Source organism: Streptomyces pallidus (ex Mingjun et al. 2026), from assembly GCF_051550185.1.
Taxonomy (GTDB): Bacteria; Actinomycetota; Actinomycetes; order Streptomycetales; family Streptomycetaceae; genus Streptomyces.
Map to the genome: position 1 here is coordinate 2,343,502 of NZ_CP196181.1, position 21,668 is coordinate 2,365,169.

19 protein-coding genes are annotated in these 21,668 nt (G+C 73.0%); 5 read left to right on the forward strand and 14 right to left on the reverse strand.

Annotated elements, in window-relative coordinates; translation table 11 throughout:
• Window positions 1–109 precede the first annotated feature (109 nt).
• Complete coding sequence (locus ACSHWO_RS09870; RefSeq protein ID WP_438311223.1) at window positions 110–2,608, forward strand: SCO5717 family growth-regulating ATPase; 2,499 nt, start codon at window positions 110–112, stop codon at window positions 2,606–2,608.
• A gap of 101 nt (window positions 2,609–2,709) precedes the next feature.
• Here the strand turns inward: ACSHWO_RS09870 and ACSHWO_RS09875 are convergent, their stop codons facing one another.
• The 8 genes from ACSHWO_RS09875 to rimP all read right to left on the reverse strand — a co-directional run bounded on the left by ACSHWO_RS09875 (window position 2,710) and on the right by rimP (window position 11,009).
• A complete protein-coding gene (locus ACSHWO_RS09875; protein ID WP_438311225.1) occupies window positions 2,710–3,687 on the reverse strand; it encodes a bifunctional riboflavin kinase/FAD synthetase in 978 nt (325 codons plus the stop codon).
• Window positions 3,688–4,045: 358 nt separating this feature from the next.
• Window positions 4,046–4,954, reverse strand: coding sequence for a tRNA pseudouridine(55) synthase TruB (gene truB, locus ACSHWO_RS09880; RefSeq protein ID WP_385842978.1), 909 nt, complete (start codon window positions 4,952–4,954; stop codon window positions 4,046–4,048).
• Window positions 4,951–5,397: a 30S ribosome-binding factor RbfA gene (rbfA, locus tag ACSHWO_RS09885; RefSeq protein ID WP_361095432.1), complete on the reverse strand. Its 447-nt coding sequence runs from the start codon at window positions 5,395–5,397 to the stop codon at window positions 4,951–4,953. The genes truB and rbfA overlap by 4 nt, the downstream gene beginning before the upstream one ends.
• A gap of 26 nt (window positions 5,398–5,423) precedes the next feature.
• The gene (locus ACSHWO_RS09890; protein ID WP_030161467.1) at window positions 5,424–5,717 is read right to left on the reverse strand and encodes a DUF503 domain-containing protein; all 294 of its coding nucleotides are present in this window, start codon (window positions 5,715–5,717) and stop codon (window positions 5,424–5,426) included.
• Between the two features lie 151 nt (window positions 5,718–5,868).
• Window positions 5,869–8,928 (reverse strand): translation initiation factor IF-2, encoded by a 3,060-nt coding sequence (gene infB / locus ACSHWO_RS09895; RefSeq protein ID WP_385842989.1) that lies wholly within the window; start codon window positions 8,926–8,928, stop codon window positions 5,869–5,871.
• Between the two features lie 148 nt (window positions 8,929–9,076).
• A complete protein-coding gene (locus tag ACSHWO_RS09900; RefSeq protein ID WP_361095424.1) occupies window positions 9,077–9,364 on the reverse strand; it encodes a YlxR family protein in 288 nt (95 codons plus the stop codon).
• Window positions 9,365–9,495: 131 nt separating this feature from the next.
• Window positions 9,496–10,494 carry a transcription termination factor NusA gene (gene nusA, locus ACSHWO_RS09905; protein WP_361095421.1) on the reverse strand — a complete coding sequence of 333 codons (999 nt, stop codon included), beginning with the start codon at window positions 10,492–10,494 and terminating at the stop codon, window positions 9,496–9,498.
• A 2-nt stretch (window positions 10,495–10,496) separates the two neighbouring features.
• The gene (rimP, locus tag ACSHWO_RS09910; RefSeq protein ID WP_361095418.1) at window positions 10,497–11,009 is read right to left on the reverse strand and encodes a ribosome maturation factor RimP; all 513 of its coding nucleotides are present in this window, start codon (window positions 11,007–11,009) and stop codon (window positions 10,497–10,499) included.
• A 298-nt stretch (window positions 11,010–11,307) separates the two neighbouring features.
• Here rimP and ACSHWO_RS09915 point away from each other — a divergent pair, with 298 nt between their 5' ends.
• Genes ACSHWO_RS09915 through ACSHWO_RS09930 form a run of 4 tightly spaced genes read left to right on the forward strand, consistent with a single transcriptional unit; the run spans window position 11,308 to window position 14,229 of the window.
• A complete protein-coding gene (locus ACSHWO_RS09915; RefSeq protein ID WP_438311229.1) occupies window positions 11,308–11,730 on the forward strand; it encodes a hypothetical protein in 423 nt (140 codons plus the stop codon).
• A complete protein-coding gene (locus tag ACSHWO_RS09920; RefSeq protein ID WP_438311231.1) occupies window positions 11,727–12,167 on the forward strand; it encodes a ferritin-like domain-containing protein in 441 nt (146 codons plus the stop codon). The genes ACSHWO_RS09915 and ACSHWO_RS09920 overlap by 4 nt, the downstream gene beginning before the upstream one ends.
• 43 nt (window positions 12,168–12,210) lie before the next feature.
• Entirely contained in the window at window positions 12,211–13,113 is a 903-nt protein-coding gene (locus ACSHWO_RS09925; RefSeq protein ID WP_438311233.1) for an aminoglycoside phosphotransferase family protein, read from the forward strand.
• Between the two features lie 42 nt (window positions 13,114–13,155).
• Window positions 13,156–14,229 (forward strand): slipin family protein, encoded by a 1,074-nt coding sequence (locus ACSHWO_RS09930; protein ID WP_438311236.1) that lies wholly within the window; start codon window positions 13,156–13,158, stop codon window positions 14,227–14,229.
• 48 nt (window positions 14,230–14,277) lie between these two features.
• On the opposite strand, the gene ACSHWO_RS09935 is transcribed toward ACSHWO_RS09930, so the two are convergent.
• From ACSHWO_RS09935 to dxr, 6 genes are all read right to left on the reverse strand, one after another.
• Complete coding sequence (locus ACSHWO_RS09935; protein ID WP_438311238.1) at window positions 14,278–15,993, reverse strand: proline--tRNA ligase; 1,716 nt, start codon at window positions 15,991–15,993, stop codon at window positions 14,278–14,280.
• A gap of 43 nt (window positions 15,994–16,036) precedes the next feature.
• Window positions 16,037–16,609 (reverse strand): GNAT family N-acetyltransferase, encoded by a 573-nt coding sequence (locus ACSHWO_RS09940; RefSeq protein ID WP_361095400.1) that lies wholly within the window; start codon window positions 16,607–16,609, stop codon window positions 16,037–16,039.
• Between the two features lie 162 nt (window positions 16,610–16,771).
• Window positions 16,772–17,617, reverse strand: coding sequence for a GNAT family N-acetyltransferase (locus ACSHWO_RS09945; protein WP_361095398.1), 846 nt, complete (start codon window positions 17,615–17,617; stop codon window positions 16,772–16,774).
• 152 nt (window positions 17,618–17,769) lie between these two features.
• Entirely contained in the window at window positions 17,770–18,927 is a 1,158-nt protein-coding gene (ispG, locus tag ACSHWO_RS09950; protein WP_361095395.1) for a flavodoxin-dependent (E)-4-hydroxy-3-methylbut-2-enyl-diphosphate synthase, read from the reverse strand.
• 174 nt (window positions 18,928–19,101) lie between these two features.
• Window positions 19,102–20,403 carry a M50 family metallopeptidase gene (locus ACSHWO_RS09955; protein WP_438311242.1) on the reverse strand — a complete coding sequence of 434 codons (1,302 nt, stop codon included), beginning with the start codon at window positions 20,401–20,403 and terminating at the stop codon, window positions 19,102–19,104.
• The gene (dxr, locus tag ACSHWO_RS09960; RefSeq protein ID WP_361095389.1) at window positions 20,400–21,653 is read right to left on the reverse strand and encodes a 1-deoxy-D-xylulose-5-phosphate reductoisomerase; all 1,254 of its coding nucleotides are present in this window, start codon (window positions 21,651–21,653) and stop codon (window positions 20,400–20,402) included. The genes ACSHWO_RS09955 and dxr overlap by 4 nt, the downstream gene beginning before the upstream one ends.
• Window positions 21,654–21,668: the final 15 nt, after the last annotated feature.

Genomic DNA, 21,668 nt, shown 5'->3' on the forward strand with positions numbered 1-21,668 from the left:
CGGCGGTCCGGCGGGGTGCCGACACGGGCGTCGGCACGCGATTAGGCTGAGCGTGGGCGCGGCGTCGAGGGCGCCGGACCAGTGTTCGACAGACCAGGAGGACGGACGAGTGAGCGGCGATCGGAACGAGAGGCGCGGCGGGACGTGGGACGTCCCGACGGACGATCAGTCCGACGCGGAGCCCGAGATGACGGGCCAGTTCACCATCGACTACACGCCGCCGGCCTGGTACACGCAGAGCGCGGCCCCGGCCGCGCCGGTGCCGGCCCTGCCCGAGGGCAGCGGCTTTGAACCCCACCGCCCGTCGGACGTGGCGTCCCCGCCGACGATGCGGATCGCGCCGCCGGCCCCGCGGACCCCGTCCGACGCCACCCCGCCGGCGACTGGCCCGTCCGACCAGGCCCCTGCGGCGCCGGCGCCCGGGCTGCCGTCCTACCTCTCCGCGTCGGACCTCGAGCCCACCCCCGCACCCCCGGCGCCGACGCCGCCCGCCGACGCGGTACCGGCCGCGCCCGAGCCCGCCCCGGGACTGCCGTCCTACCTCGCCCCGGCGGACCTCGAACCCACCCCCGCACCCCCGGCGCCGACGCCGCCCGCCGACGCGGTACCGGCCGCGCCCGCGCAGGGTGCCGGTTCCGCGCCGGGGCTGCCGCCCCACCTGCCTGGCGCCGACTTCGCGCCCGCGCCGTCCGCCGAGGGCGCAACCGGCGCTCCTGCTCCGGGTGTCGGGGCCGCGCCCGCGCTGCCGTCCCATTCGGCTGCCGGCGACTTCGAGACCGCGCCGCCTGCACCCGCGCCCGCGCCGGCCGCCCCCGCGCCCTCCGACACTCCCGTGGACGGTGTGCCCGTGGTCCCGCCCGCGGCGGGGCACGGCTCCGGTGTCGTGCTGGGGAAGGCCCCCGTCGAGGCTGCACCCCAGGATGCCCCGCCCGCGCCGCCCGCTCCGGCAGGCGCTGTGCCCGTCGACACCGCGCCGCCCGTTCCGAACCCGGCCGTGGCGCCCCCCGTCGGCGCACCGCCGCAGCCGCCCGCCGCGTCCCCCGCCCCGGAGGGTCCCCAGGCCGGGTACGGCTTCCCGCCGGTCGCGCCGGCCGGTGCGCAGCCGCAGGACGGCTACGGGTTCCCGCCGGCGGCCCCGGCCCCCGTACCCCCGCAGCCCCAGACTCCCGTCGACGCGGCCGGGTACGCGCTGCCGCCCACCGCCGCGCCGCAGGACGGCTACGGCTTCCCGCACCCCGCGCCCGTACCACCGCAGCCCCAGGCCGCCCAGGCCCAACAGCCGCAGCCACAGCCGCAGGCCCAGCCGCACGTCGACCCCCGTACCGGCGCCCCGTGGCCCGCCGCCGCCCAGCCGGGCCCGCAGCCGCACGACCCCCGCTACCAGCCCGGCGGCCCTGCCGCCGGCGGAGCTCCGCTCGGCTACACGGCCGCGGTCGAGCTGTCCTCGGACCGGCTGCTGCGCGGCAAGCAGAAGCCGAAGCCGCAGCGCTCCGGCTTCCGCTTCGGCGGCAAGGCCGCCGAGGCCGACCGCCAGCGCAAGCTGGAGCTCATCCGCACGCCGGTGATGTCCTGCTACCGCATCGCCGTCATCAGCCTCAAGGGCGGCGTCGGCAAGACCACGACGACCACGGCACTCGGTGCGACCCTCGCGACCGAGCGGCAGGACAAGATCCTCGCCATCGACGCGAACCCGGACGCCGGCACGCTGGGCCGCCGCGTCCGCCGCGAGACGGGTGCGACGATCCGGGACCTGGTCCAGGCGATCCCCTACCTGAACTCGTACATGGACATCCGGCGGTTCACCTCGCAGGCCCCGTCCGGCCTGGAGATCATCGCCAACGACGTGGACCCGGCCGTCTCGACGACCTTCAACGACGAGGACTACCGCCGCGTCATCGACACCCTCGGCCGGCAGTACCCGATCATCCTCACCGACTCGGGCACCGGTCTGCTCTACTCCGCCATGCGCGGCGTCCTGGACCTGGCCGATCAGCTGATCATCATCTCCACCCCCTCGGTGGACGGCGCCAGCAGCGCGAGCACCACGCTCGACTGGCTGTCCGCGCACGGCTACGGGGACCTCGTCTCCCGCTCCCTCACCGTCATCTCCGGGGTCCGCGAGACCAGCAAGATGATCAAGACCGAGGACATCGTGCAGCACTTCGAGACCCGCTGCCGCGGTGTCGTCGTGGTGCCGTTCGACGAGCACCTCGCGGCCGGCGCCGAGGTGGACCTGGACCTGATGCGGCCGAAGACGCGCGAGGCGTACTTCAACCTCGCCGCCCTCGTGGCCGAGGACTTCGTACGGGCGGCCCAGCAGACCCAGCAGAACCACTGGGGAGCGCCCGCGCAGCCCCAGCCTCACGTCCAGCCTCAGCCCCAGGCCCCGCAGGCGCAGCCCCCGTACGCCCAGCCCCAGCCGCAGCCGGGTCAGCAGCCGTACGCCCAGCCCCAGCCGCAGGCTCCGTACCAGCAGCCCCCGCAGCCGTACGCCGGCGGCCAGCCCTACCCGCAGCAGCCCGGCCAGCCCTACCCGCAGCAGCCCGGACACCCGCAGCCGCAGCCGCAGCCCGGGCAGCAGCCCCCGCGCGACCCGCGCCTGGGCTGACCCGGGGCGAGGGGGGTCACGCGGAACGAGCGGAAGGGCCCGCACCGCCCCGGGGGATCCCGGGGGCCGATGCGGGCCCTTCCTTCAGGTCGGGCGGCGGCTCAGCGCCCGGCGGGCTGCTGCGCGCGCTCCGCGTCGTACGCGCGCGTCAGTTCCCGCGCGCGCTTCACGTCGTCCGCGATGGCCTCCAGCAGGCCCTCCAGCGACTCGAACTTGGCCATGCCGCGCACGTACGCGAGGAAGTCCACGGTGACGTGGAGCCCGTACAGGTCCAGTCCGACCCGGTCGATCGCGTACGCCTCGACGGTCCGCTCGGTGGCGTCGAACTGCAGGTTGGTGCCCACCGAGATCGCCGCGGGCATGCGCTCGCCGTTCGCCGTCAGCCAGCCCGCGTAGACGCCGTCGGCGGGGACGGCGGTGTGCGGCGGGGTCTCGACGTTGGCGGTCGGGTAGCCGAGCTCGCGGCCGCGCTGTGCGCCGCGCACCACGACGCCCTCGACGCGGTGCGGGCGGCCGAGGACCTCGGCCGCACCGGCCATGTCGCCCTCGGCGACGAGCTTGCGCGCCAGGGTCGAGGAAAACGGCACGCCGCCGCCCGCCGTGCCGCGCTCGACCAGGTCGATGACGTCGACCTCGTAGTCGTAGGTGCCGCCCAGGTCGCGGAGGAAGTCGACGTTCCCGGCGGCACGGTGGCCGAAGCGGAAGTTGGGGCCCTCGATGACCGCGCGGGCGTGCAGCTTGTCGACGAGCACCTTGACGATGAAGTCGGCCGGGGAGAGCTGTGAGAACTCGGCCGTGAACGGCAGCACCAGCAGGGCGTCGACGCCGAGGCCGGCCATCAGCTCGGCGCGCCGGTCGTAGCCCGCCAGGATCGGCGGGTGGCTGCCGGGACGGACGACCTCGCTGGGGTGCGGGTCGAAGGTGACGACGACGGACGGGACGCCGAGCGCCCGTGCCCGGGCCACGGCCTGCCCGATGATCAGCTGGTGGCCCCGGTGCACACCGTCGTACGAGCCGATGGTGACGACGCTGCGCCCCCAGTCCTGGGGGATGTCCTCCAAGCCACGCCAGCGCTGCACTGTGACCGCTCCTCGCCCGAACCGTGTAGGCCCTGTACTCGTTGCCGATTGCACGTCTAAGACTGCCATGCCCGGGGCCGGGGCCCCGCATCGGTGTCGGGCTGCGGGGGGCTCTGTGTCATCTCGGCCGGAAGGCGCCGAGGCGGGCTGGCGGAGGCGTCCGGCGCACCGGGGGCCCACGGGCGCGGGCCGAGGAGCCCGCGATGGAAAAGCGCCCCCTTGTGCTCCCTCCAGTCACTCCGCGCGCCTGCTCGGAGGGGTGAATACCGGAGCTCGGCTGGATAGAGACCTACCCGAGGGGGGTGGTGGAGCGGTGAGCAGCGGACGATGCGCGCTCACCGCTCCACGTCACGGCGGATCAGGCGAAGACGGCCAGCGACTTCGCCTTGCCGCCCTTGCTCTCCACGAGTCCGAGCAGCTGCCCCTGCGGCCCGAAGACCGCCACGGTGCGGCCGGCCTCGTACATGTCCGGCATCTCGATCCGCACGCCGTTGGCGAGCAGCGAGGCCCGGCGGGCGTCCAGGTCCCAGCGGGGGAACGCCGCGGCCGCCGCCTCGCCGATCGGCATGACGGTCAGCTCCTCCTGGAGCTGGTCCAGGGTGCGCGCCCGGTCGAGCTTGTACGGGCCCACCCGGGTGCGCCGCAGCGCGGTCAGGTGCCCGCCGACGCCGAGGTCCGCGCCGAGGTCGCGGGCCAGGGCGCGGATGTACGTACCGCTGGAGCAGACGACGGAGACGACGAGGTCGACGACCTTGGTGCCGTCCTCGGCCTCGGCCTCGCGCATGTCGTAGACCTGGAACGAGGAGATGGTGACCGGCCGGGCCGGGATCTCGAAGTCCTCGCCGTCCCGGGCGCGCTTGTACGAGCGCACGCCCTTGATCTTGATGGCGCTGACCTTGGACGGGACCTGCATGATCTCGCCGGTCAGCTTGGCGATGCCCGCGTCGACGGCCTCCCGGGTGACCCCGGAGGCGTCCGCGGAGCTGGTGACCTCGCCCTCCGCGTCGTCGGTCAGGGTGTTCTGGCCGAGGCGGACCGTGCCGAGGTACTCCTTCTCCGTGAGCGCGAGGTGGCCGAGGAGCTTGGTGGCCTTCTCCACACCCAGGACGAGCACGCCCGTCGCCATCGGGTCGAGCGTGCCCGCGTGGCCGACGCGGCGGGTCTTGGCGATCCCGCGCATCTTGGCGACCACGTCGTGCGAAGTGAAGCCGGACGGCTTGTCGACGATGACCAGGCCGTCCGGCGTCTTTCCTGCGTTGCTGCTCATTCGGCGGCTGCGTCCTCGTCGTCGCCGGGCTTCTTGTACGGGTCGGCCCCGCCGGCGTACTCGGCGCCCGAGGAGGCTTCGCGCACCGCGGCGTCGGAGGTCCGCGCCTTGTCGAGGAGGTCCTCGATCGTCCGGGCGTTGTCCGGGAGGGCGTCCGCCACGAAGGTCAGGGTGGGCGTGAACTTGGTGCCCGCCACCCGGCCGACCGCGGAGCGCAGGACGCCCTTGGCGCTCTCCAGGCCGGCGGCCGCGCTGGCCCGGTCCTCGTCGTCGCCGTACACCGTGTAGAAGACCGTGGCCTCCCGCAGGTCACCCGTGACCCGGGTGTCCGTGATCGTCACGTGCGTACCGAGGCGCGGGTCCTTGATGCCTCGCTGCAGCTTCTGGGCGACCACCTCCCGGATGAGGTCCGCCAGCTTCTTCGCCCGCGCATTGTCGGCCACTGGTCCGTCTCCTTCTTTCCTTGCATTCAGTCTTCATCACCGTGGAGCCGCCGGCGCACCGACAGCAGCTCCACTTCCGGACGTGCCGCGACCAGCCGCTCGCAGCGGTCCAGTACGTCCGAGAGGAACCCCGTGTCCCCGCTCACCAGGGCGACGCCGATGCGGGCCCTGCGGTGCAGGTCCTGGTCGCCCACCTCTGCCGCGCTCACGGAGAACTTGCGTTGGAGCTCGGCGACGATGGGCCGGACGACGGAGCGTTTCTCCTTCAGCGAGTGGACGTCGCCGAGGAGCAGGTCGAAGGACAGAGTCCCCACGTACATGCAGTTCCGGATATCCCGCCGGTCCGGGTTCGGTGGCCTGCCGGCCGACGCGCGACAGGGTCACCAGAACCGTACACGCAACGGCCGGGGCCGATCGACGGAAATTCCGCCGACCGGCCCCGGTCACGACACGGTGCGATGTGCCAGGCGCTTACACGCGCGGCTTCTCGCGCATCTCGTACGTCGCGATGACGTCGTCGACCTTGATGTCGTTGTAGTTGCCGAGGTTGATACCGCCCTCGAAGCCCTCGCGGATCTCGGTGACGTCGTCCTTGAAGCGACGCAGACCCGAGATGGTGAGGTTCTCGGCGACGACCTTGCCGTCGCGGATGAGGCGCGCCTTGGTGTTGCGCTTGACCTCGCCCGACCGGACCAGGACACCGGCGATGTTGCCCAGCTTGGACGAGCGGAAGACCTCGCGGATCTCCGCCGTACCCAGCTCGACCTCTTCGAACTCCGGCTTGAGCAGACCCTTCAGGGCCGCCTCGATCTCCTCGATGGCCTGGTAGATCACCGAGTAGTAGCGGACCTCGACGCCCTCGCGCTCGGCCATCTGCGTGGCACGGCCGGCCGCGCGGACGTTGTAGCCGATGACGATCGCGTCGGAGCCCATCGCCAGGTTGATGTCCGACTCCGTGACCTCACCGACGCCGCGGTGCAGGACCCGGATGTCGACCTCGTCGCTGACGTCGAGCTGGAGCAGCGAGGACTCCAGGGCTTCGACGGCACCGGAGGCGTCACCCTTGATGATGAGGTTGAGCTGCTGGACCTCGCCGGCCTTGAGCACGGAGTCGAGGTCCTCGATGGACACGCGACGGGTGCGCTTGGCGAAGGCCGCGTTGCGCTCGCGCGCAGCACGCTTCTCGGCGATCTGGCGGGCCGTGCGGTCCTCGTCGACGACGAGGAAGTTGTCGCCGGCGCCCGGGACGTTGGTGAGGCCCAGGACCAGGACGGGGGTCGACGGGGTCGCCTCTTCGACGTTGTTGCCCTTGTCGTCGAGCATCGCGCGGACTCGGCCGTAGGCGTCGCCCACGACCATCGTGTCGCCGATGCGGAGGGTACCGCGCTGGACGAGGACGGTCGAGACGGCACCGCGGCCACGGTCGAGGTGGGACTCGATCGCAATACCCTGGGCGTCCTGATCGGGGTTGGCGCGCAGGTCGAGGGCGGCGTCCGCGGTCAGGACCACGGCCTCCAGCAGCTTGTCGATGTTCAGACCCTGCTTGGCGGAGATGTCGACGAACATCGTGTCGCCGCCGTACTCCTCGGCCACCAGGCCGTACTCGGTCAGCTGACCGCGCACCTTGGTCGGGTCCGCACCCTCGACGTCGATCTTGTTGACCGCGACCACGATCGGCACGTCGGCCGCCTTGGCGTGGTTCAGCGCCTCGATCGTCTGCGGCATGACGCCGTCGTTGGCCGCCACCACGAGGATCGCGATGTCGGTCGACTTCGCACCGCGGGCACGCATGGCGGTGAACGCCTCGTGACCCGGGGTGTCGATGAAGGTGATCTTGCGGTCCTCGTCGTTGACGTTGGCCGCGACCTGGTAGGCACCGATGTGCTGGGTGATGCCACCGGCCTCGCCCGCGACCACGTTGGTCTTGCGGATCGCGTCGAGGAGGCGGGTCTTGCCGTGGTCGACGTGACCCATGACGGTCACGACCGGCGGACGCGCCACGAGGAACTCCTCGCCGCCCTCGTCCTCGCCGAACTCGATGTCGAAGGACTCGAGCAGCTCGCGGTCCTCCTCCTCCGGGCTGACGATCTGAACGTTGTAGTTCATCTCGTCCGCGAGGAGCTGGAGGGTCGCGTCGGAGACGGACTGCGTGGCAGTGACCATCTCGCCGAGGTTCATCATGACCGCGACCAGCGACGCCGGGTTGGCGTTGATCTTCTCCGCGAAGTCGGTGAGGGACGCACCTCGCGACAGGCGAACGGTCTCGCCGCCGCCGCGGGGCAGCATCACGCCGCCGACCGACGGGGCCTGCATGGCCTCGTACTCCTGGCGCCGCTGCCGCTTCGACTTGCGGCCACGACGGGCCGGACCGCCGGGACGGCCGAAGGCACCCTGCGTACCGCCACGCGCACCCGGACCGCCGGGACGACCACCGAAGCCGCCGGGACGACCGCCGCCGGCACCGGGGCCGCCGCCGAAGCCGCCGCCGCCACCGGGACGCGGACCGCCGAAGCCACCACCGGCCGGACGGGAGCCCGGACCGGCCGGACGGCCGGCGAAGCCGCCGCCGGGACGACCGGCGCCGCCCGGACGCGGACCACCGGCACCGGGACGGCCGGGGCCGCCACCGGGACGCGGACCGGGACCACCGGCAGCGGGACGCTGCGGCATCATGCCCGGGTTGGGGCGGTTACCGCCCGGAGCCGGACGCGGACCGCCCTGCGGACGGGGCATGCCGCCCGGGGTCGGACGCGGGCCACCGGGGGCCTGCGGACGCGGGGCACCGGGACCGGCCTGCGGACGCGGAGCGCCGCCGGGGCCGCCGGCGCCGGGGGCACCCGGACGCGGGGCGCCGCCGGGACGGGGCGCCTGCGGGCGCGCCATGCCGGTGGAGCCGCCGGAGGTGAAGGGGTTGTTGCCCGGACGGGGACCCGCCGGACGGGCGCCCGGACGCGGAGCCTGAGCGCCGGGACGCGGGGCCTGGCCACCCTGGGCCGAGCCACCCGGACGCGGAGCGCCGGGACGGGCACCCTGGCCGGGAGCCGCGGGACGCTGCTGCGTCGGACGCGGGCCCGGGGTCGCCGCCGGGCGCGCCGGAGCGGCCGGAGGCGCGGTGAACTCGGTCGCCACGGGCGCCGCCGGAGCGGGCTTCGGGGCGGCCGGAGCCTTCGGGCCGGGCCGCGGGCCGGGCGCTGCCGGGGTCACCGGGGCGGGCGCTGCCGGAGCCTCGGCGGCGGCCGGCTTGGGGGCCGGGGCGCCGGGCTTGGGGGCGGCGGGACGTGCAATGGCACCCGGGGTGGGAACCCCGGGCTTGGCGGGGGCGGCCTTACGAGGCGCACCCGGCTTCGCAGCGGACTTGCCGGCGCTGCCGCCGGGCCCCTGCAGTGCGTCAGTCAACTTGCGCACGACCGGCGCCTCGATCGTCGAGGACGCCGAACGGACAAACTCACCGAGTTCCTGGAGCTTGGCCATGACGACCTTGCTCTCTACACCGAACTCCTTGGCGAGTTCGTATACCCGGACCTTAGCCACTTCGCTCCTTTTAGGTCCGGGTTTGCGCCGGACCGTCGCTACTTCATGGGCGTACTCATCGCGTACTCATCGAGTGCTCATCGCAATCTCGACCTACTTCCAACTCGCGAGGTACCTGACCGCACGGGGATCCGTGCCGTTGTGCTACTTACGGTGTCGCCCCGGCCTGTTCGGCCACGGCTCTGCTCAGCCCGGCCGTGTCGAGTGCTCCCGGGGACCGGAGGGCCCGGGGGAACGCTCTGCGGCGGACCGCCTTCTCGAGACAGACCTCGGCAGGGTGCACGTAAGCACCCCGGCCGGGCAGCGTACCGCGTGGATCGGGGACGCACTCGTCCCCGATCGCCACGATGCGCAGCAGTTCGCTCTTGGCCGCTCGCTCCCGGCACCCCACACAGGTGCGTTCGGGGCATGCGCGGGCTTGCGTCCGGCCAGACACGCCTAAGTCTACCTCCCCGTACCGACCTCACCCCTTCAGGCGAAAAATCGAACGGACGTTGTCGCGATCTGCTGTCTTGATCTGTTGTCCTGAACCTGTGTACCGGGCGACAGCGCCGCCCGGTACCGGTTTTATTCCCCGTCCTGACCCGACGCGTGCTCGGTGTCCGGACGGATGTCGATGCGCCAGCCGGTCAGGCGCGCGGCGAGGCGGGCGTTCTGGCCCTCCTTGCCGATGGCCAGCGACAGCTGGTAGTCGGGCACGGTCACCCGGGCCGAGCGGGAATCCCAGTCGACGACCTCGACCTTGCTCACCCGAGCGGGTGACAGGGCGTTCGCGACCATCTCCGCCGGGTCGTCCGACCAGTCCACGATGTCGATCTTCTCGCCGTGCAGTTCGGCCATGACGTTGCGCACACGGGCGCCCATCGGGCCGATGCAGGCACCCTTCGGGTTGAGGCCCGAACGGGTGGACCGTACCGCGATCTTGGTGCGGTGGCCGGCCTCGCGGGCGATCGCCGCGATCTCCACGCTGCCGTCCGCGATCTCCGGGACCTCCAGCGCGAAGAGCTTCTTGACGAGGTTCGGGTGGGTGCGCGACAGGGTCACGGACGCACCGCGGACGCCCTTCGCCACCCGGACGACGTACGCCTTGAGGCGGAGGCCGTGCGGGTACTCCTCGCCGGGGACCTGCTCCTGCACGGGCAGGATGGCCTCCAGCTTGCCGATGTCGACCAGGACGTTCTTGGGGTCCTTGCCCTGCTGGACGACGCCGGTCATGATGTCGCCCTCACGCCCGGCGAACTCGCCGAAGGTCAGGTCGTCCTCCGCGTCACGCAGACGCTGGAGGATCACCTGCTTGGCGGTGGTCGCGGCGATCCGGCCGAAGTCCGACGGCGTGTCGTCGAACTCCTTGGGCTCCTGCCCCTCCTCGAGGTCCCGCGGGTCCTCCGTCGCCCAGACGACGACGTGGCCGTTGGTGCGGTCCAGCTCCACGCGCGCCCGGCGGAAGCTGCCCTCGGTGCGGTGGTACGCGATGAGGAGGGCCGACTCGATCGCTTCGACGAGCAGGTCGAAGGAGATCTCCTTCTCCCGGACCAGACCCCGCAGGGCACTCATGTCGATGTCCACGGCTACGCCTCCTCTTCCTTCTTGTCCTTGCGGTTGAACTCGATCTCGACACGCGCCTTGGCGATGTCCGCGAACGCGATGCGGCGGGCGGTCGCCTTGCGGCCCTTCACGCCCGGAACCTCCAGGTCCATGCCCTCGTCGTCGACGCCGAGGATGCGGGCGACCAGTTCCCCGGCACCCTTGTCACCTTCGGCGGACAGCTGGAACTTCACGAGGCGGCCGACGGCCCGTACGTAGTGGCGGTGCTCCGTCAGCGGGCGGTCGGCGCCCGGGGAGCTCACTTCGAGGACGTACTCGCCCTCGCCCATCGCGTCGGTCTCGTCGAGCTTGTCGGAGACCTCGCGGCTCAGCTCCGCACACGCGTCCAGTTCCACGCCCTCGTCGGAGTCCACGATGATGCGCAGCATCCGGCGCTTTCCTGCCTTGGACAGCTCGATGTCCTCGAGATCCAGTCCCTTGGCGGCGACGAGCGGCTCCAGCAATCCGCGCAGCCTGTCGCTCTGGGTGGTGCTCATCCGGGTGACTCCTCGGCCGCGTGTGCTGTTGTGGTGTACGTCGCGTGTCAGGTCAAAGGGTATCCGGTCGCGGAGGGTGTTGCCGTCCGCCGGGCGGACACCGCCCCGGGTACCGTGATCACACCCTGCCCGCACCACCCCCGAGGACGTCGCCGTGCCGTGGACCCCGCCCCTGAGGCCTTCGCGAAGGAGCCTGCTCGCCGGTGCCGCCGGCGCAGCGGGCGCGGCCCTGCTGACCGGGTGCTCCGGCGGGGCCGCCGAACCGCACGCCACCGCCGCGTTTTCACTCGAACGGCGGATGCGCGAGTCGGCCGTTCGAGACAGTGAGCGACTGCTGGAACGTTACGACACCACGTCCGTCACCCATCCGGCCCTGGCCGCGCGCCTCGCCCCGCTGCGCGCCGCGGTCGCCGCGCACACGGCGGCGCTGGCCTTCCCCGACCCCTCCCCCACCACCACGCGCACCCCCGGGACCGGATCCGCCCGGGGGTCCGCCGCCCCGGCCCGGACGGGCACGCCCGCCGCGAGCGCCGAGCCGGTGCCGCCGAAGGCCGAGGACGCGCTGACCGCCCTGGCGGACGCCGAGCGCACCCTGGCCGAAGCACGGACCGTCGCCCTGGGCGGGGCACCCGGAGAGCTGGCCCGGCTGCTCGCCTCGGTGGCCGCCTGCGGCGCCGTCCACGCCCACCTGCTGACCTCGACCCCGGGAGCCACGCCGTGAAGCCCTCGCCCTCCCCCGCCAACCGGGCGCTGGACGCCGCGCAGTCCGCTCTCGCCGCCGAGCACGCGGCCGTCTACGGCTACGGGGTGATCGGTGCCCGGGCCGCGGCCGCCCGCGCGAACGAGGCCCGCGAGGCGCACGGCGCCCACGTAGCGCGCCGGGACGCGCTGGCGCGCGCCGTGCATGATCTCGGCGGCGCACCGCGGGCCGCGGAGCCGGCGTACGCCCTGCCCTACGAGGTGCGCACCGCGGCCGACGCCGAGCGGCTGGCCGCCGAGATCGAGGACCGGGTGGCGGGCGCGTACTCCGATCTGGTGCGGGCCGCGGACGGCCGGCTGCGCCGGGAGGCGGCCGACGCGCTGAGTGCCGCGGCCGTGCGCGCGGCACGCTGGCGCGGAGTCGGCGTAGCCTTCCCTGGGCTCACGGAAAAGCGCTGATCACGCGCAGGGGCCCGGTCAAGCTGAAAGGGATCGTGCACGCATGGCTTTCGAACCGCCGCAGCGGCTCGTACGGGCGCTCGGCGAGACGCCGGATCCGGCAGGGAGCGCGGCCTGGCTGGAGCGGTTGCCCCGGCTCACCGAAGCGGCGCTGGCCCGGCGTGCGGTGGAGGCCCTGCGGGTCCAGGCGCCCGGCGGGCGCAGCAGCCTCGTCGTCCTGGTCCGGTACGCCGACGGCACCCCGGCCGCACTGAAGCTGGCTCCGCCTCAGGCCCGGCCCGATCTGGAGCTGGCCGCGCTGGCGCACTGGGGCGGGTTCGGGGCCGTACGGGTGCTCGACACCCGCCAGAGCGCCGAGGACGGGGCGCTGCTGCTGGAGCGGCTGCACCCCGAGGTGTCGCTGCGTTCGCTGCCGGAGGCGAAGGCCCTGCTGGAGGCCTGCGGCACGCTGCGTCGGCTGTGGGTGAAGCCGCCGGAGCGGCACGCCTTCGAGACGGTCGCGCAGCGGACGGCGGGGCAGGCCGAGGAGCTCCGCAAGGCCCCACCGGAGGCCGCTGCGCTGGCGTCGGCCGCGCTGGAGGCCCGCGAGGAACTCCTCGCCGGGCCCGGCGAGGAACTGCTGCTGCACGGGAACTTCCGGCAGGGCAAGGTGCTGGCCGGCGACCGGGCGCCGTGGCTCACGGTGGGGCCGGACCCGCTGGTCGGTGAGCGGGCGTACGACCTGGCCCGGCTGGTCCGGGACCGGCTGGAGGACCTGGTCGCGTCCTCGGCGGGCGCGGCGGGCGCCCGCCGCCGGGTGAACAAGCTGGCCGACGGCCTGGAGGTGGACCGGGACCGGCTGCGGGGCTGGACGCTGTTCCGGGCGGTGGAGTCGGGCAACCGCGCGCTGGCCGCCGGGCGGCGCCGCGACGCGGAGCTGCTGCTGGAGTTCGCCGCCTGGTTGTAGGGCATACGGTAGGTACGAACGTATGCCCGGCAGGAGGCCGTCATGGTCCAGGAACTGCTTGCAGCGGGTGTCGCGGCGGCACTGGCGGTGGTGGTGTACACGGGTGCCGCCGCCCGGGTCGTGAGGCAGTACGAGCGGGGCGTGGTCCTCCGCTTCGGCCGACTGCGGGAGGGCGTCCGGCCCCCGGGCTTCACCATGGTCGTGCCGTTCGTCGACCGGCTGCACAAGGTGAACATGCAGATCGTGACGATGCCGGTGCCCGCCCAGGAGGGCATCACCCGGGACAACGTCACGGTGCGGGTCGACGCGGTCGTGTACTTCAAGGTCGTGGACCCGGCGAGCGCCATCATCGAGGTGGAGGACTACCGCTTCGCGGTCTCGCAGATGGCGCAGACCTCGCTGCGCTCGATCATCGGCAAGTCGGACCTGGACGACCTGCTGTCCAATCGGGAGATGTTGAACCAGGGCCTGGAGCTGATGATCGACAGCCCGGCCGTGGGGTGGGGCGTGCAGATCGACCGGGTCGAGATCAAGGACGTCTCGCTGCCGGAGACGATGAAGCGGTCGATGGCGCGGCAGGCGGAGGCCGACCGCGAGCGCCGGGCCCGGGTGATCAACGCGGATGCGGAGCTCCAGGCGTCGAAGAAGTTGGCCGAGGCGGCGGCGGTGATGTCGGACCAGCCGGCGGCGCTCCAGCTGCGGCTGCTGCAGACGGTGGTGGCGGTGGCGGCGGAGAAGAACTCCACGCTGGTGCTGCCCTTCCCGGTGGAGCTGCTGCGCTTCCTGGAGCGGGCGACCCCGGGTGGTACCGAGGGCGAGGCCCAGCCCAGGCCGGCTGCCGGAGCGCGGCGGGTCGGCGCTGCCGGAGCGCCGTCGGCGGCCGGGACCGGCGCGGAAGCCGACGCGGTGGAAGGCGGCACCGCGGGAGGCGGCACCGCGGATGCCGACGCCGGGTACGAAGCCGTCGTCGAATACAGCACCCCGGCCGCGCCCGCGCCCGCCGCGCCCGAGCTGCCCGCGGTGGACGCCGGGCTGCCGTCCGCCCCCGCGATCGAGGAGGACCCCGAGCCCCTGTTCCCTGCCGACACCGGCCGGGCGGCCGGTCCGGCCGGCTGAGGTCGCCCCGGCTGCCGGGTCACGGGGGCCCGGCAGCCGGCGACGGGGTCAGCGGGCCGCGCGCAGGCGGTCCAGGGCCTCGTCCAGGGGGAGCTCCTCGCGGGCGCCGGTGGCGCGGTGCTGGAGTTCGACCACGGAGTCGGCGGACCTGCGGCCCGCCACCAGGATCCACGGCACGCCGATCAGCTCGGCGTCGGTGAGCTTCACGCCCGGCGAGAGGCCGGCCCGGTCGTCGAGCAGGACCCGCAGCCCGGACTCCGCCAGCGCCGTGGCCGCCGATTCCGCGAGCCCCAGCTGGACGGCCTTGCCCGCCGCGACGACGTGGACGTCCGCGGGGGCCACCTCCGCCGGCCAGGACAGGCCGCGCTCGTCGGCGGTCTGCTCGGCCAGCGCCGCCACGGCCCGCGAGACGCCGATGCCGTAGCTGCCCATCGTGACCCGCACCGGCTTGCCCTCGCGGCCCAGCACGTCCAGCCCGAAGGCGTCCGCGTACTTGCGGCCCAGCTGGAAGATGTGGCCGATCTCGATGGCGCGGTCGAGCCGCAGTCCGGCCCCGCAGCGCGGGCAGGGGTCGCCGGGCTGCACGACGACCACGTCGAGGTACCGGTCGACCTCGAAGTCACGGCCGCAGACCACGTTCCGGGCGTGCGTGTCGGCCCGGTTGGCCCCCGTCACCCACGAAGTGCCGGGCGTGACACGGGGGTCGGCGATGTACGGGACCTTGTCGAGGCCCTGCGGGCCCACGTAGCCGCGTACCAGGTCGGGGCGGTCGACGAAGTCCTCGGCCGTCACCAACTCCACCACCGCCGGGGCGAGGTGCTCGCCCAGCTTGCCGAGGTCGACCTCCCGGTCCCCGGGCACGCCGACGGCCGTGATCTCGCCGTCCACCTTCACCAGGAGGTTCTTCAGCGTGGCCGACGCGGGGACGCCGAGGTGGGCGGCGAGCGTCTCGATCGTCGGGGTGTCGGGGGTGGGGATCTCCTCCAGGGCGGGGTGCTCGGCGCCCGCCTCCGCGGCCGCCGGGTCCGGGACGAAGGTGACCGCCTCGGTGTTGGCCGCGTAGTCGCAGGCGGGGCAGTCCACGAAGGTGTCCTCGCCGGCCGCCGCGGGCGCCAGGAACTCCTCCGAGGCGGAACCGCCCATCGCGCCCGAGACCGCCGAGACGATCCGGTGGTCGAGGCCGAGGCGGGTGAAGATCCGCTGGTACGCGGCCCGGTGCAGGGCGTAGGACTCGGCGAGCCCCTCCTCGCTGACGTCGAAGGAGTACGAGTCCTTCATCTGGAACTCGCGGCCGCGCAGCACGCCGGAGCGGGGCCGGGCCTCGTCGCGGTACTTGGTCTGGATCTGGTAGAGCATCACCGGCAGGTCCTTGTAGGACGTGCACTGGTCCTTCACGACGAGGGTGAAGATCTCCTCGTGGGTGGGGCCGAGCAGGTACTCCGCGCCCTTGCGGTCCCTGAGCCGGAACAGCAGGTCGCCGTACTCCGTCCAGCGCCCGCTGACCTCGTACGGTTCCTTCGGCAGCAGCGCCGGGAGCAGCACCTCCTGGGCACCGATGGCGTCCATCTCCTCGCGGACGATGCGCGAGACGTTGTCCAGGACCCGCTTGCCGAGCGGCAGCCAGGTCCACACACCGGCCGAGCTGCGGCGGACGTAGCCGGCGCGGACGAGGAGGCGGTGGCTGAGGGTCTCGGCGTCGGCCGGGTCCTCCCGGAGGGTCCTGGCCATGAGGCGGGACATGCGCTGAACGTGTTGCGTTGCCATGACGGGAGGCTACCGGGGCGGCCCCGCCGCGCCGAAACGGAATTCAGGGCCTGCGCAGCGGCAGCGGGGCGCCCATGACGGCGTACGGCAGGCGCGCGCTCGGGAAGTGGACCTGGCGGGCGAGATCGGTGTAGCCGAGGGCGTGGTAGAGCCGGCGGGCCGGGCTCTCGGCGTCGATGGCGGAGAGGATCGAGCGGGGCTCCCCGGCGGCGTCGGTGATCCGGGTGATGAGGGCGCGGCCGACGCCGCGGCCCTGGAAGCCGGGGTGGACGTGCAGTTCGGTGATGACGAAGGAGTCGTCGAGCCAGGCGTCGTGCCCCTCGGCGCGCAGGTACGGTTCGACGATCGAGGACCACCAGTAGGCGCGGTCGTTCGGCATCCCGTAGACGAACCCGGCCAGCGCCCCGTCGTCGGTGAACGCGCCGAGGGCCCGGGCGCCGCGGCAGGTCATGTGGCGCTGGACGATGTAGCGCCGGATGCCGACCTCCTCCTCGCTGAGCCCGAAGGCGACGGCCTGCACGCGCAGGGCCTCGTCGACGCGCGCGGCGAGGTCGAGGGGGCCGATGCTCAGTCCGGCGGGCCGGGCGGGGACGTCGCCCTCGGGGGTAGGCAGCATGCGGTGACCTTACTCGGCGGTCCCGCCCCGCCGGTATGCCCGAGCGGGTGCCAGGGGGGAGTTCCCGCCGACTGGGCGGCTCCGGGGAAGTGCGGCGGTGCTGCGGTGCGGCGAGGTGTCGCGCCGGGCGGCGGGGGGCGCGCCGGGCCTCCCCCGGGCCGCTCAGAACAGGACGCTCATGAACGCGCCGACCTCGCGGAAGCCGACGCGCCGGTACGCCGCCCGCGCGGCGGTGTTGAAGTCGTTGACGTACAGGCTGACCACGGGCGCCACGTCGCGCAGCGCGTAGGCGATGACGGCGGCCATGCCGCTCTCGGAGTGCCCGCGGCCGCGGAACTCGGGGGCCACCCACACGCCCTGGATCTGGCAGGCCGAGGCGGTGGCGGCGCCGATCTCCGCCTTGAAGACGACCTTGCCGTTCTCGACGCGGGCGAAGGAGCGGCCGGAACCCACCAGCTCGGCCACCCGGGCCTGGTAGAGGAGCCCGCCGTCGCCGGCCAGCGGCGAGACGCCGACCTCCTCGGTGAACATGGCCACGCAGGCGGGCATGATCAGGTCCATCTCGTCCTTGCGGACGCGGCGCACCAGCGGGTCGGGCCGCACCTCGGTGGACGGCTGCCGCGTGACCATGAGCGGCTGGTGGGCGCGGACCTCGCGGGCCGGGCCCCAGCTGGGCTCCAGGAGCCGCCACAGCAGGCCGGTGGCCTCGGCAGGGCCGACGATGGAGGAGCAGCGGCGGCCGGTGCGCCGGGCGCGGTCGGCGAAGGCCCGTACGGCGTCGGGGTCGGCGCAGACGGGGACGAGGTTGGCGCCCGCGTAGCACAGGGAGCGCAGCACGCCGCCCGCGTAGTAGCCCCACATCTCGCCGCCGAGCCGCCAGGGGTCGAGGCCGGCGACCTGCACCCGGGAGGTGACGAAGGCGTTCTCGACGGGTTCGCGCTCCAGGATCGCGAGTGCGGCGTCGAGGTCGCCGGGGTCGAGGACCCGCGTGGTGGTCTGCGTCAACACTGGGGCCTCACCTACAGGGCTGCTGATCTGTCGAACTGTACCCGCCGCACCGGTGGAATGCCTGGTCGCACGAGTCACGAAAAGGCCGCGGCCCCGCCCGCGAGCTGCGGGAACGGGGCCGTGGCCGGTTGCGTGCGGAGGGCTGGCGGAGCTCAGACGCCGATGGCGACGGTGGGCTCGCCGGAGGCGACGCCGTCCTTCTCCATCTGCTCGGCGATCTTCATCGCCTCCTCGATGAGGGTCTCGACGATCTTCGACTCGGGAACGGTCTTGATGACCTCGCCCTTGACGAAGATCTGGCCCTTGCCGTTGCCGGAGGCGACGCCGAGGTCGGCCTCGCGGGCCTCGCCCGGGCCGTTGACGACGCAGCCCATGACCGCGACGCGCAGCGGGACCTCCATGCCGGTGAGGCCGGCGGTGACCTCTTCGGCGAGCTTGTAGACGTCCACCTGGGCGCGGCCGCAGGAGGGGCAGGAGACGATCTCCAGGCGGCGCGGCTTGAGGTTCAGCGACTCCAGGATCTGGCGGCCGACCTTGACCTCCTCGACCGGCGGGGCCGAGAGGGAGACGCGGATGGTGTCGCCGATGCCCTCGGCGAGCAGGGCGCCGAAGGCGACGGCGGACTTGATGGTGCCCTGGAAGGCGGGGCCGGCCTCGGTGACGCCGAGGTGCAGCGGGTAGTCGCACCGGGCGGCCAGCTGGCGGTAGGCGTTGACCATGACGACCGGGTCGTTGTGCTTGACCGAGATCTTGATGTCGCGGAAGCCGTGCTCCTCGAAGAGGGAGCACTCCCACAGCGCGGACTCGACCAGCGCCTCGGGGGTGGCCTTGCCGTACTTCTGGAGCAGGCGGCGGTCGAGGGAGCCGGCGTTGACGCCGATGCGGATCGGCGTGCCCGCGTCGCCGGCGGCCTTCGCGATCTCCTTGACCTTGTCGTCGAACTGCTTGATGTTGCCCGGGTTCACGCGGACCGCGGCGCAGCCGGCGTCGATCGCGGCGAACACGTACTTGGGCTGGAAGTGGATGTCGGCGATGACCGGGATCTGCGACTTCTTCGCGATGACGGCGAGGGCGTCGGCGTCGTCCTGGGTCGGGCAGGCCACGCGGACGATCTCGCAGCCGGCAGCGGTCAGCTCCGCGATCTGCTGGAGCGTGGCGCCGATGTCGGAGGTACGGGTGGTGGTCATGGACTGCACCGACACGGGTGCGTCGCCACCGACAGCCACCGTACCGACCTGGATCTTGCGGCTGACCCGGCGGTCGGCAAGCTTCGTCGGCACGGACGGCATTCCGAGAGAGATGGCAGTCATCTGCTGTGCAACCCCAAGGTGTGGATCGAGGTCCCGAGATCGGCGGGCTCCGGCTTCGAGGTTACGCCAACGTGGCCGCCGCCCCTGCATCCGAGGGGCCCGGACACCCGTGCGCGACGGGCCGGGCACGATACGTACCCGGCCCGTCGCGCACCCGGCGCACATGCGGTCGAATCAGGTGATCTTGATCGGGTTCACCACGTCGGCCACGAGGACGAGCAGCGTGAAGCAGACGAAGACGCCCGCCACCACGTACGCGGCGGGCATCAGCTTGGCCACGTCGAACGGGCCCGGGTCGGGCCGCCGGAACACCTTGGCCACGGTGCGCCGCACCGACTCCCACAGGGCGCCCGCGATGTGCCCGCCGTCGAGCGGCAGCAGCGGGAGCATGTTGAACAGGAACAGGGAGAGGTTGAAGTAGCCGACGAGCTGGAGGAAGAACACCAGCCGGTCCGTGGCGGGGATGTCGAGGGTGGCGATCTCGCCGCTGATCCGGGCCGCACCCACGATGCCCATCGGCGAGTCGGGTTCGCGCTCGGCGCCGTCGAAGGCGGCGTTCCACAGGCCCGGGATCTTGGCGGGCAGCTTGAGCAGCCCCTCCAGGCTCCGGTCGACCTCCTCGCCCATGTGGCTGACGGACTGGCCGAAGGTCAGGGGCGTGGTCTCGTTCTTCGGGCTGAAGCCGAGCCAGCCGGCCGTGACGTACTCGCCCTTGACGTAGCCGCCGTGGCCGTCGGTCCTGGCGACCCGGTTCTCGATCAGCGTGACGGGCAGGGTCAGGCGCTGCCCGTCCCGCTCGACGGTGACGGTGGCGGGGCCGACGGTGTCGCGGATGCGCTTCTGCAGGACGGACCAGTCGGAGACGACGCGGCCGTTGAAGGCGACGATCCGGTCGTCCGCCCGCAGGCCGGCGGCCTTGGCGGGGGCGACGGGGTCGCCGGCCTTGCAGACCTCCCGCTTCTCGCTCTGCTGGATGACGCACGGCGAGACGCTGGCGATCTTCGTGGTGGTCTGGTTGACGCCGAAGGTCGTCCAGACGCCGAAGAAGACCGCGAGTGCCAGCACCAGGTTCATGAACGGGCCGGCGAACATCACGATGACGCGCTTCCACGGCTTGCGCGTGTAGAACAACCGCGACTCGTCGCCCGGCTGGAGCTCCTCGTACGCCGCCGAGCGGGCGTCCTCGATCATCGAGCGGAACGGGGACGTCGACCGGGCGGTGATCTTGCCGTCGTCGCCGGGCGGGAACATCCCGATCATGCGGATGTAGCCGCCCATCGGGATGGCCTTGATGCCGTACTCCGTCTCGCCCTTGTGCCGGGACCAGATGGTCGGCCCGAAGCCGACCATGTACTGGGGCACGCGGATGCCGAAGAGTTTGGCCGTGGAGAGGTGGCCCAGCTCGTGCCAGGCGATCGAGACGAGCAGCCCGAATACGAAGATGAGTATGCCGAGCACCGTCATGAGTGCTGTCATGCGCGCGCCTCCACGGCGGCCCGTGCCGCCATCTCCCGTGCCCGGGCCCTGGCCCAGGTCTCCGCTTCGAGGACGTCCTCCACGGTGAGGGAAGTTCCCGTGTCCGGCGTCCCGTGCTCATCGACCACGGCAGAGACCGTATCCATGATTGCTGTGAACGGCAGCCGACCGGCCAGGAACGCGTCCACGCACTCCTCGTTCGCCGCATTGAACACGGCGGGGGCGGTGGAGCCGAGCGTGCCCACGTGCCGGGCCAGGTCCACGGCCGGGAAGGCCTCGGTGTCGAGCGGGAAGAACTCCCACGTCGACGCCTTGGTCCAGTCGAAGGCGGGGGCGGCGTCCGGGACCCGCTGCGGCCAGCCGATGCCGATGGCGATCGGGCCGCGCATGTCGGGCGGGGTGGCCTGGGCGAGGGTGGAGCCGTCGGAGAACTCCACCATCGAGTGGACGTACGACTGGGGGTGGACGACGACCTCGATGCGGTCGAACGGGATGTCGTAGAGCAGGTGCGCCTCGATGACCTCCAGCCCCTTGTTGACCAGGGTCGCCGAGTTGACCGTGATGACCGGGCCCATGGCCCAGGTGGGGTGCGCGAGCGCGTCCTCGACGGTGACGGAGGCCAGCTCGGCGCGGGTCCGGCCGCGGAACGGCCCGCCGGAGGCGGTGACGACGAGCTTGCGGACGTCGGCCCGGGTGCCGGCGGCGAGGGCCTGGAAGAGGGCGGCGTGCTCGGAGTCGACCGGGATGATCTGCCCGGGCTGCGCGAGCTCCTTGACCAGCGGGCCGCCGACGATCAGCGACTCCTTGTTGGCCAGGGCGAGGGTCCGACCCGCCCGGAGCGCGGCGAGGGTCGGGGCGAGGCCGATGGAGCCGGTGATGCCGTTGAGGACGGTGTGGCACGCGGAGCCGGCGAGGTCGGTCGCGGCGTCCGGCCCGGCCAGGATCTCGGGCAGCGGCTCGGAGGCTCCGTAGGCGGCGCTCAGCGCCTCCTTCAGGGCCGGTACGGCGTCCTCGCGGGCCACGGCCACGGTGTCGACCCGCAGCTGCCGGGCCTGCTCGGCCAGTAGCCCCGGGCGCCCGCCGGCGGCGGACAGCGCCGTCACCCGGAACCGGTCCGGATTGCGCAGGGCCAGGTCGATGGCCTGGGTGCCGATCGACCCGGTGGAGCCGAGGACGACGACGTCCCGGCGGCCGGCCGCGGCGTCGAAGAGGAGGTGCGGATCGGCGAGGGGGGCTGGACTGTCGCTCATTCCCCCATTGTGGCG

What these genes read in the sequence shown, in the direction of transcription:
- truB (WP_385842978.1), bottom strand. Translation starts at nt 4,954, where the DNA reads ATGAGCAGCAACGCAGGAAAGACGCCGGACGGCCTGGTCATCGTCGAC.
- ACSHWO_RS09890 (WP_030161467.1), bottom strand. Translation starts at nt 5,717, where the DNA reads ATGTACGTGGGGACTCTGTCCTTCGACCTGCTCCTCGGCGACGTCCAC.
- rimP (WP_361095418.1), bottom strand. Translation starts at nt 11,009, where the DNA reads ATGAGCACCACCCAGAGCGACAGGCTGCGCGGATTGCTGGAGCCGCTC.
- ACSHWO_RS09915 (WP_438311229.1), top strand. Translation starts at nt 11,308, where the DNA reads ATGCGCGAGTCGGCCGTTCGAGACAGTGAGCGACTGCTGGAACGTTAC.
- ACSHWO_RS09925 (WP_438311233.1), top strand. Translation starts at nt 12,211, where the DNA reads ATGGCTTTCGAACCGCCGCAGCGGCTCGTACGGGCGCTCGGCGAGACG.
- ACSHWO_RS09930 (WP_438311236.1), top strand. Translation starts at nt 13,156, where the DNA reads ATGGTCCAGGAACTGCTTGCAGCGGGTGTCGCGGCGGCACTGGCGGTG.
- ACSHWO_RS09935 (WP_438311238.1), bottom strand. Translation starts at nt 15,993, where the DNA reads ATGGCAACGCAACACGTTCAGCGCATGTCCCGCCTCATGGCCAGGACC.
- ACSHWO_RS09940 (WP_361095400.1), bottom strand. Translation starts at nt 16,609, where the DNA reads ATGCTGCCTACCCCCGAGGGCGACGTCCCCGCCCGGCCCGCCGGACTG.
- ispG (WP_361095395.1), bottom strand. Translation starts at nt 18,927, where the DNA reads ATGACTGCCATCTCTCTCGGAATGCCGTCCGTGCCGACGAAGCTTGCC.
- ACSHWO_RS09955 (WP_438311242.1), bottom strand. Translation starts at nt 20,403, where the DNA reads ATGACAGCACTCATGACGGTGCTCGGCATACTCATCTTCGTATTCGGG.
- dxr (WP_361095389.1), bottom strand. Translation starts at nt 21,653, where the DNA reads ATGAGCGACAGTCCAGCCCCCCTCGCCGATCCGCACCTCCTCTTCGAC.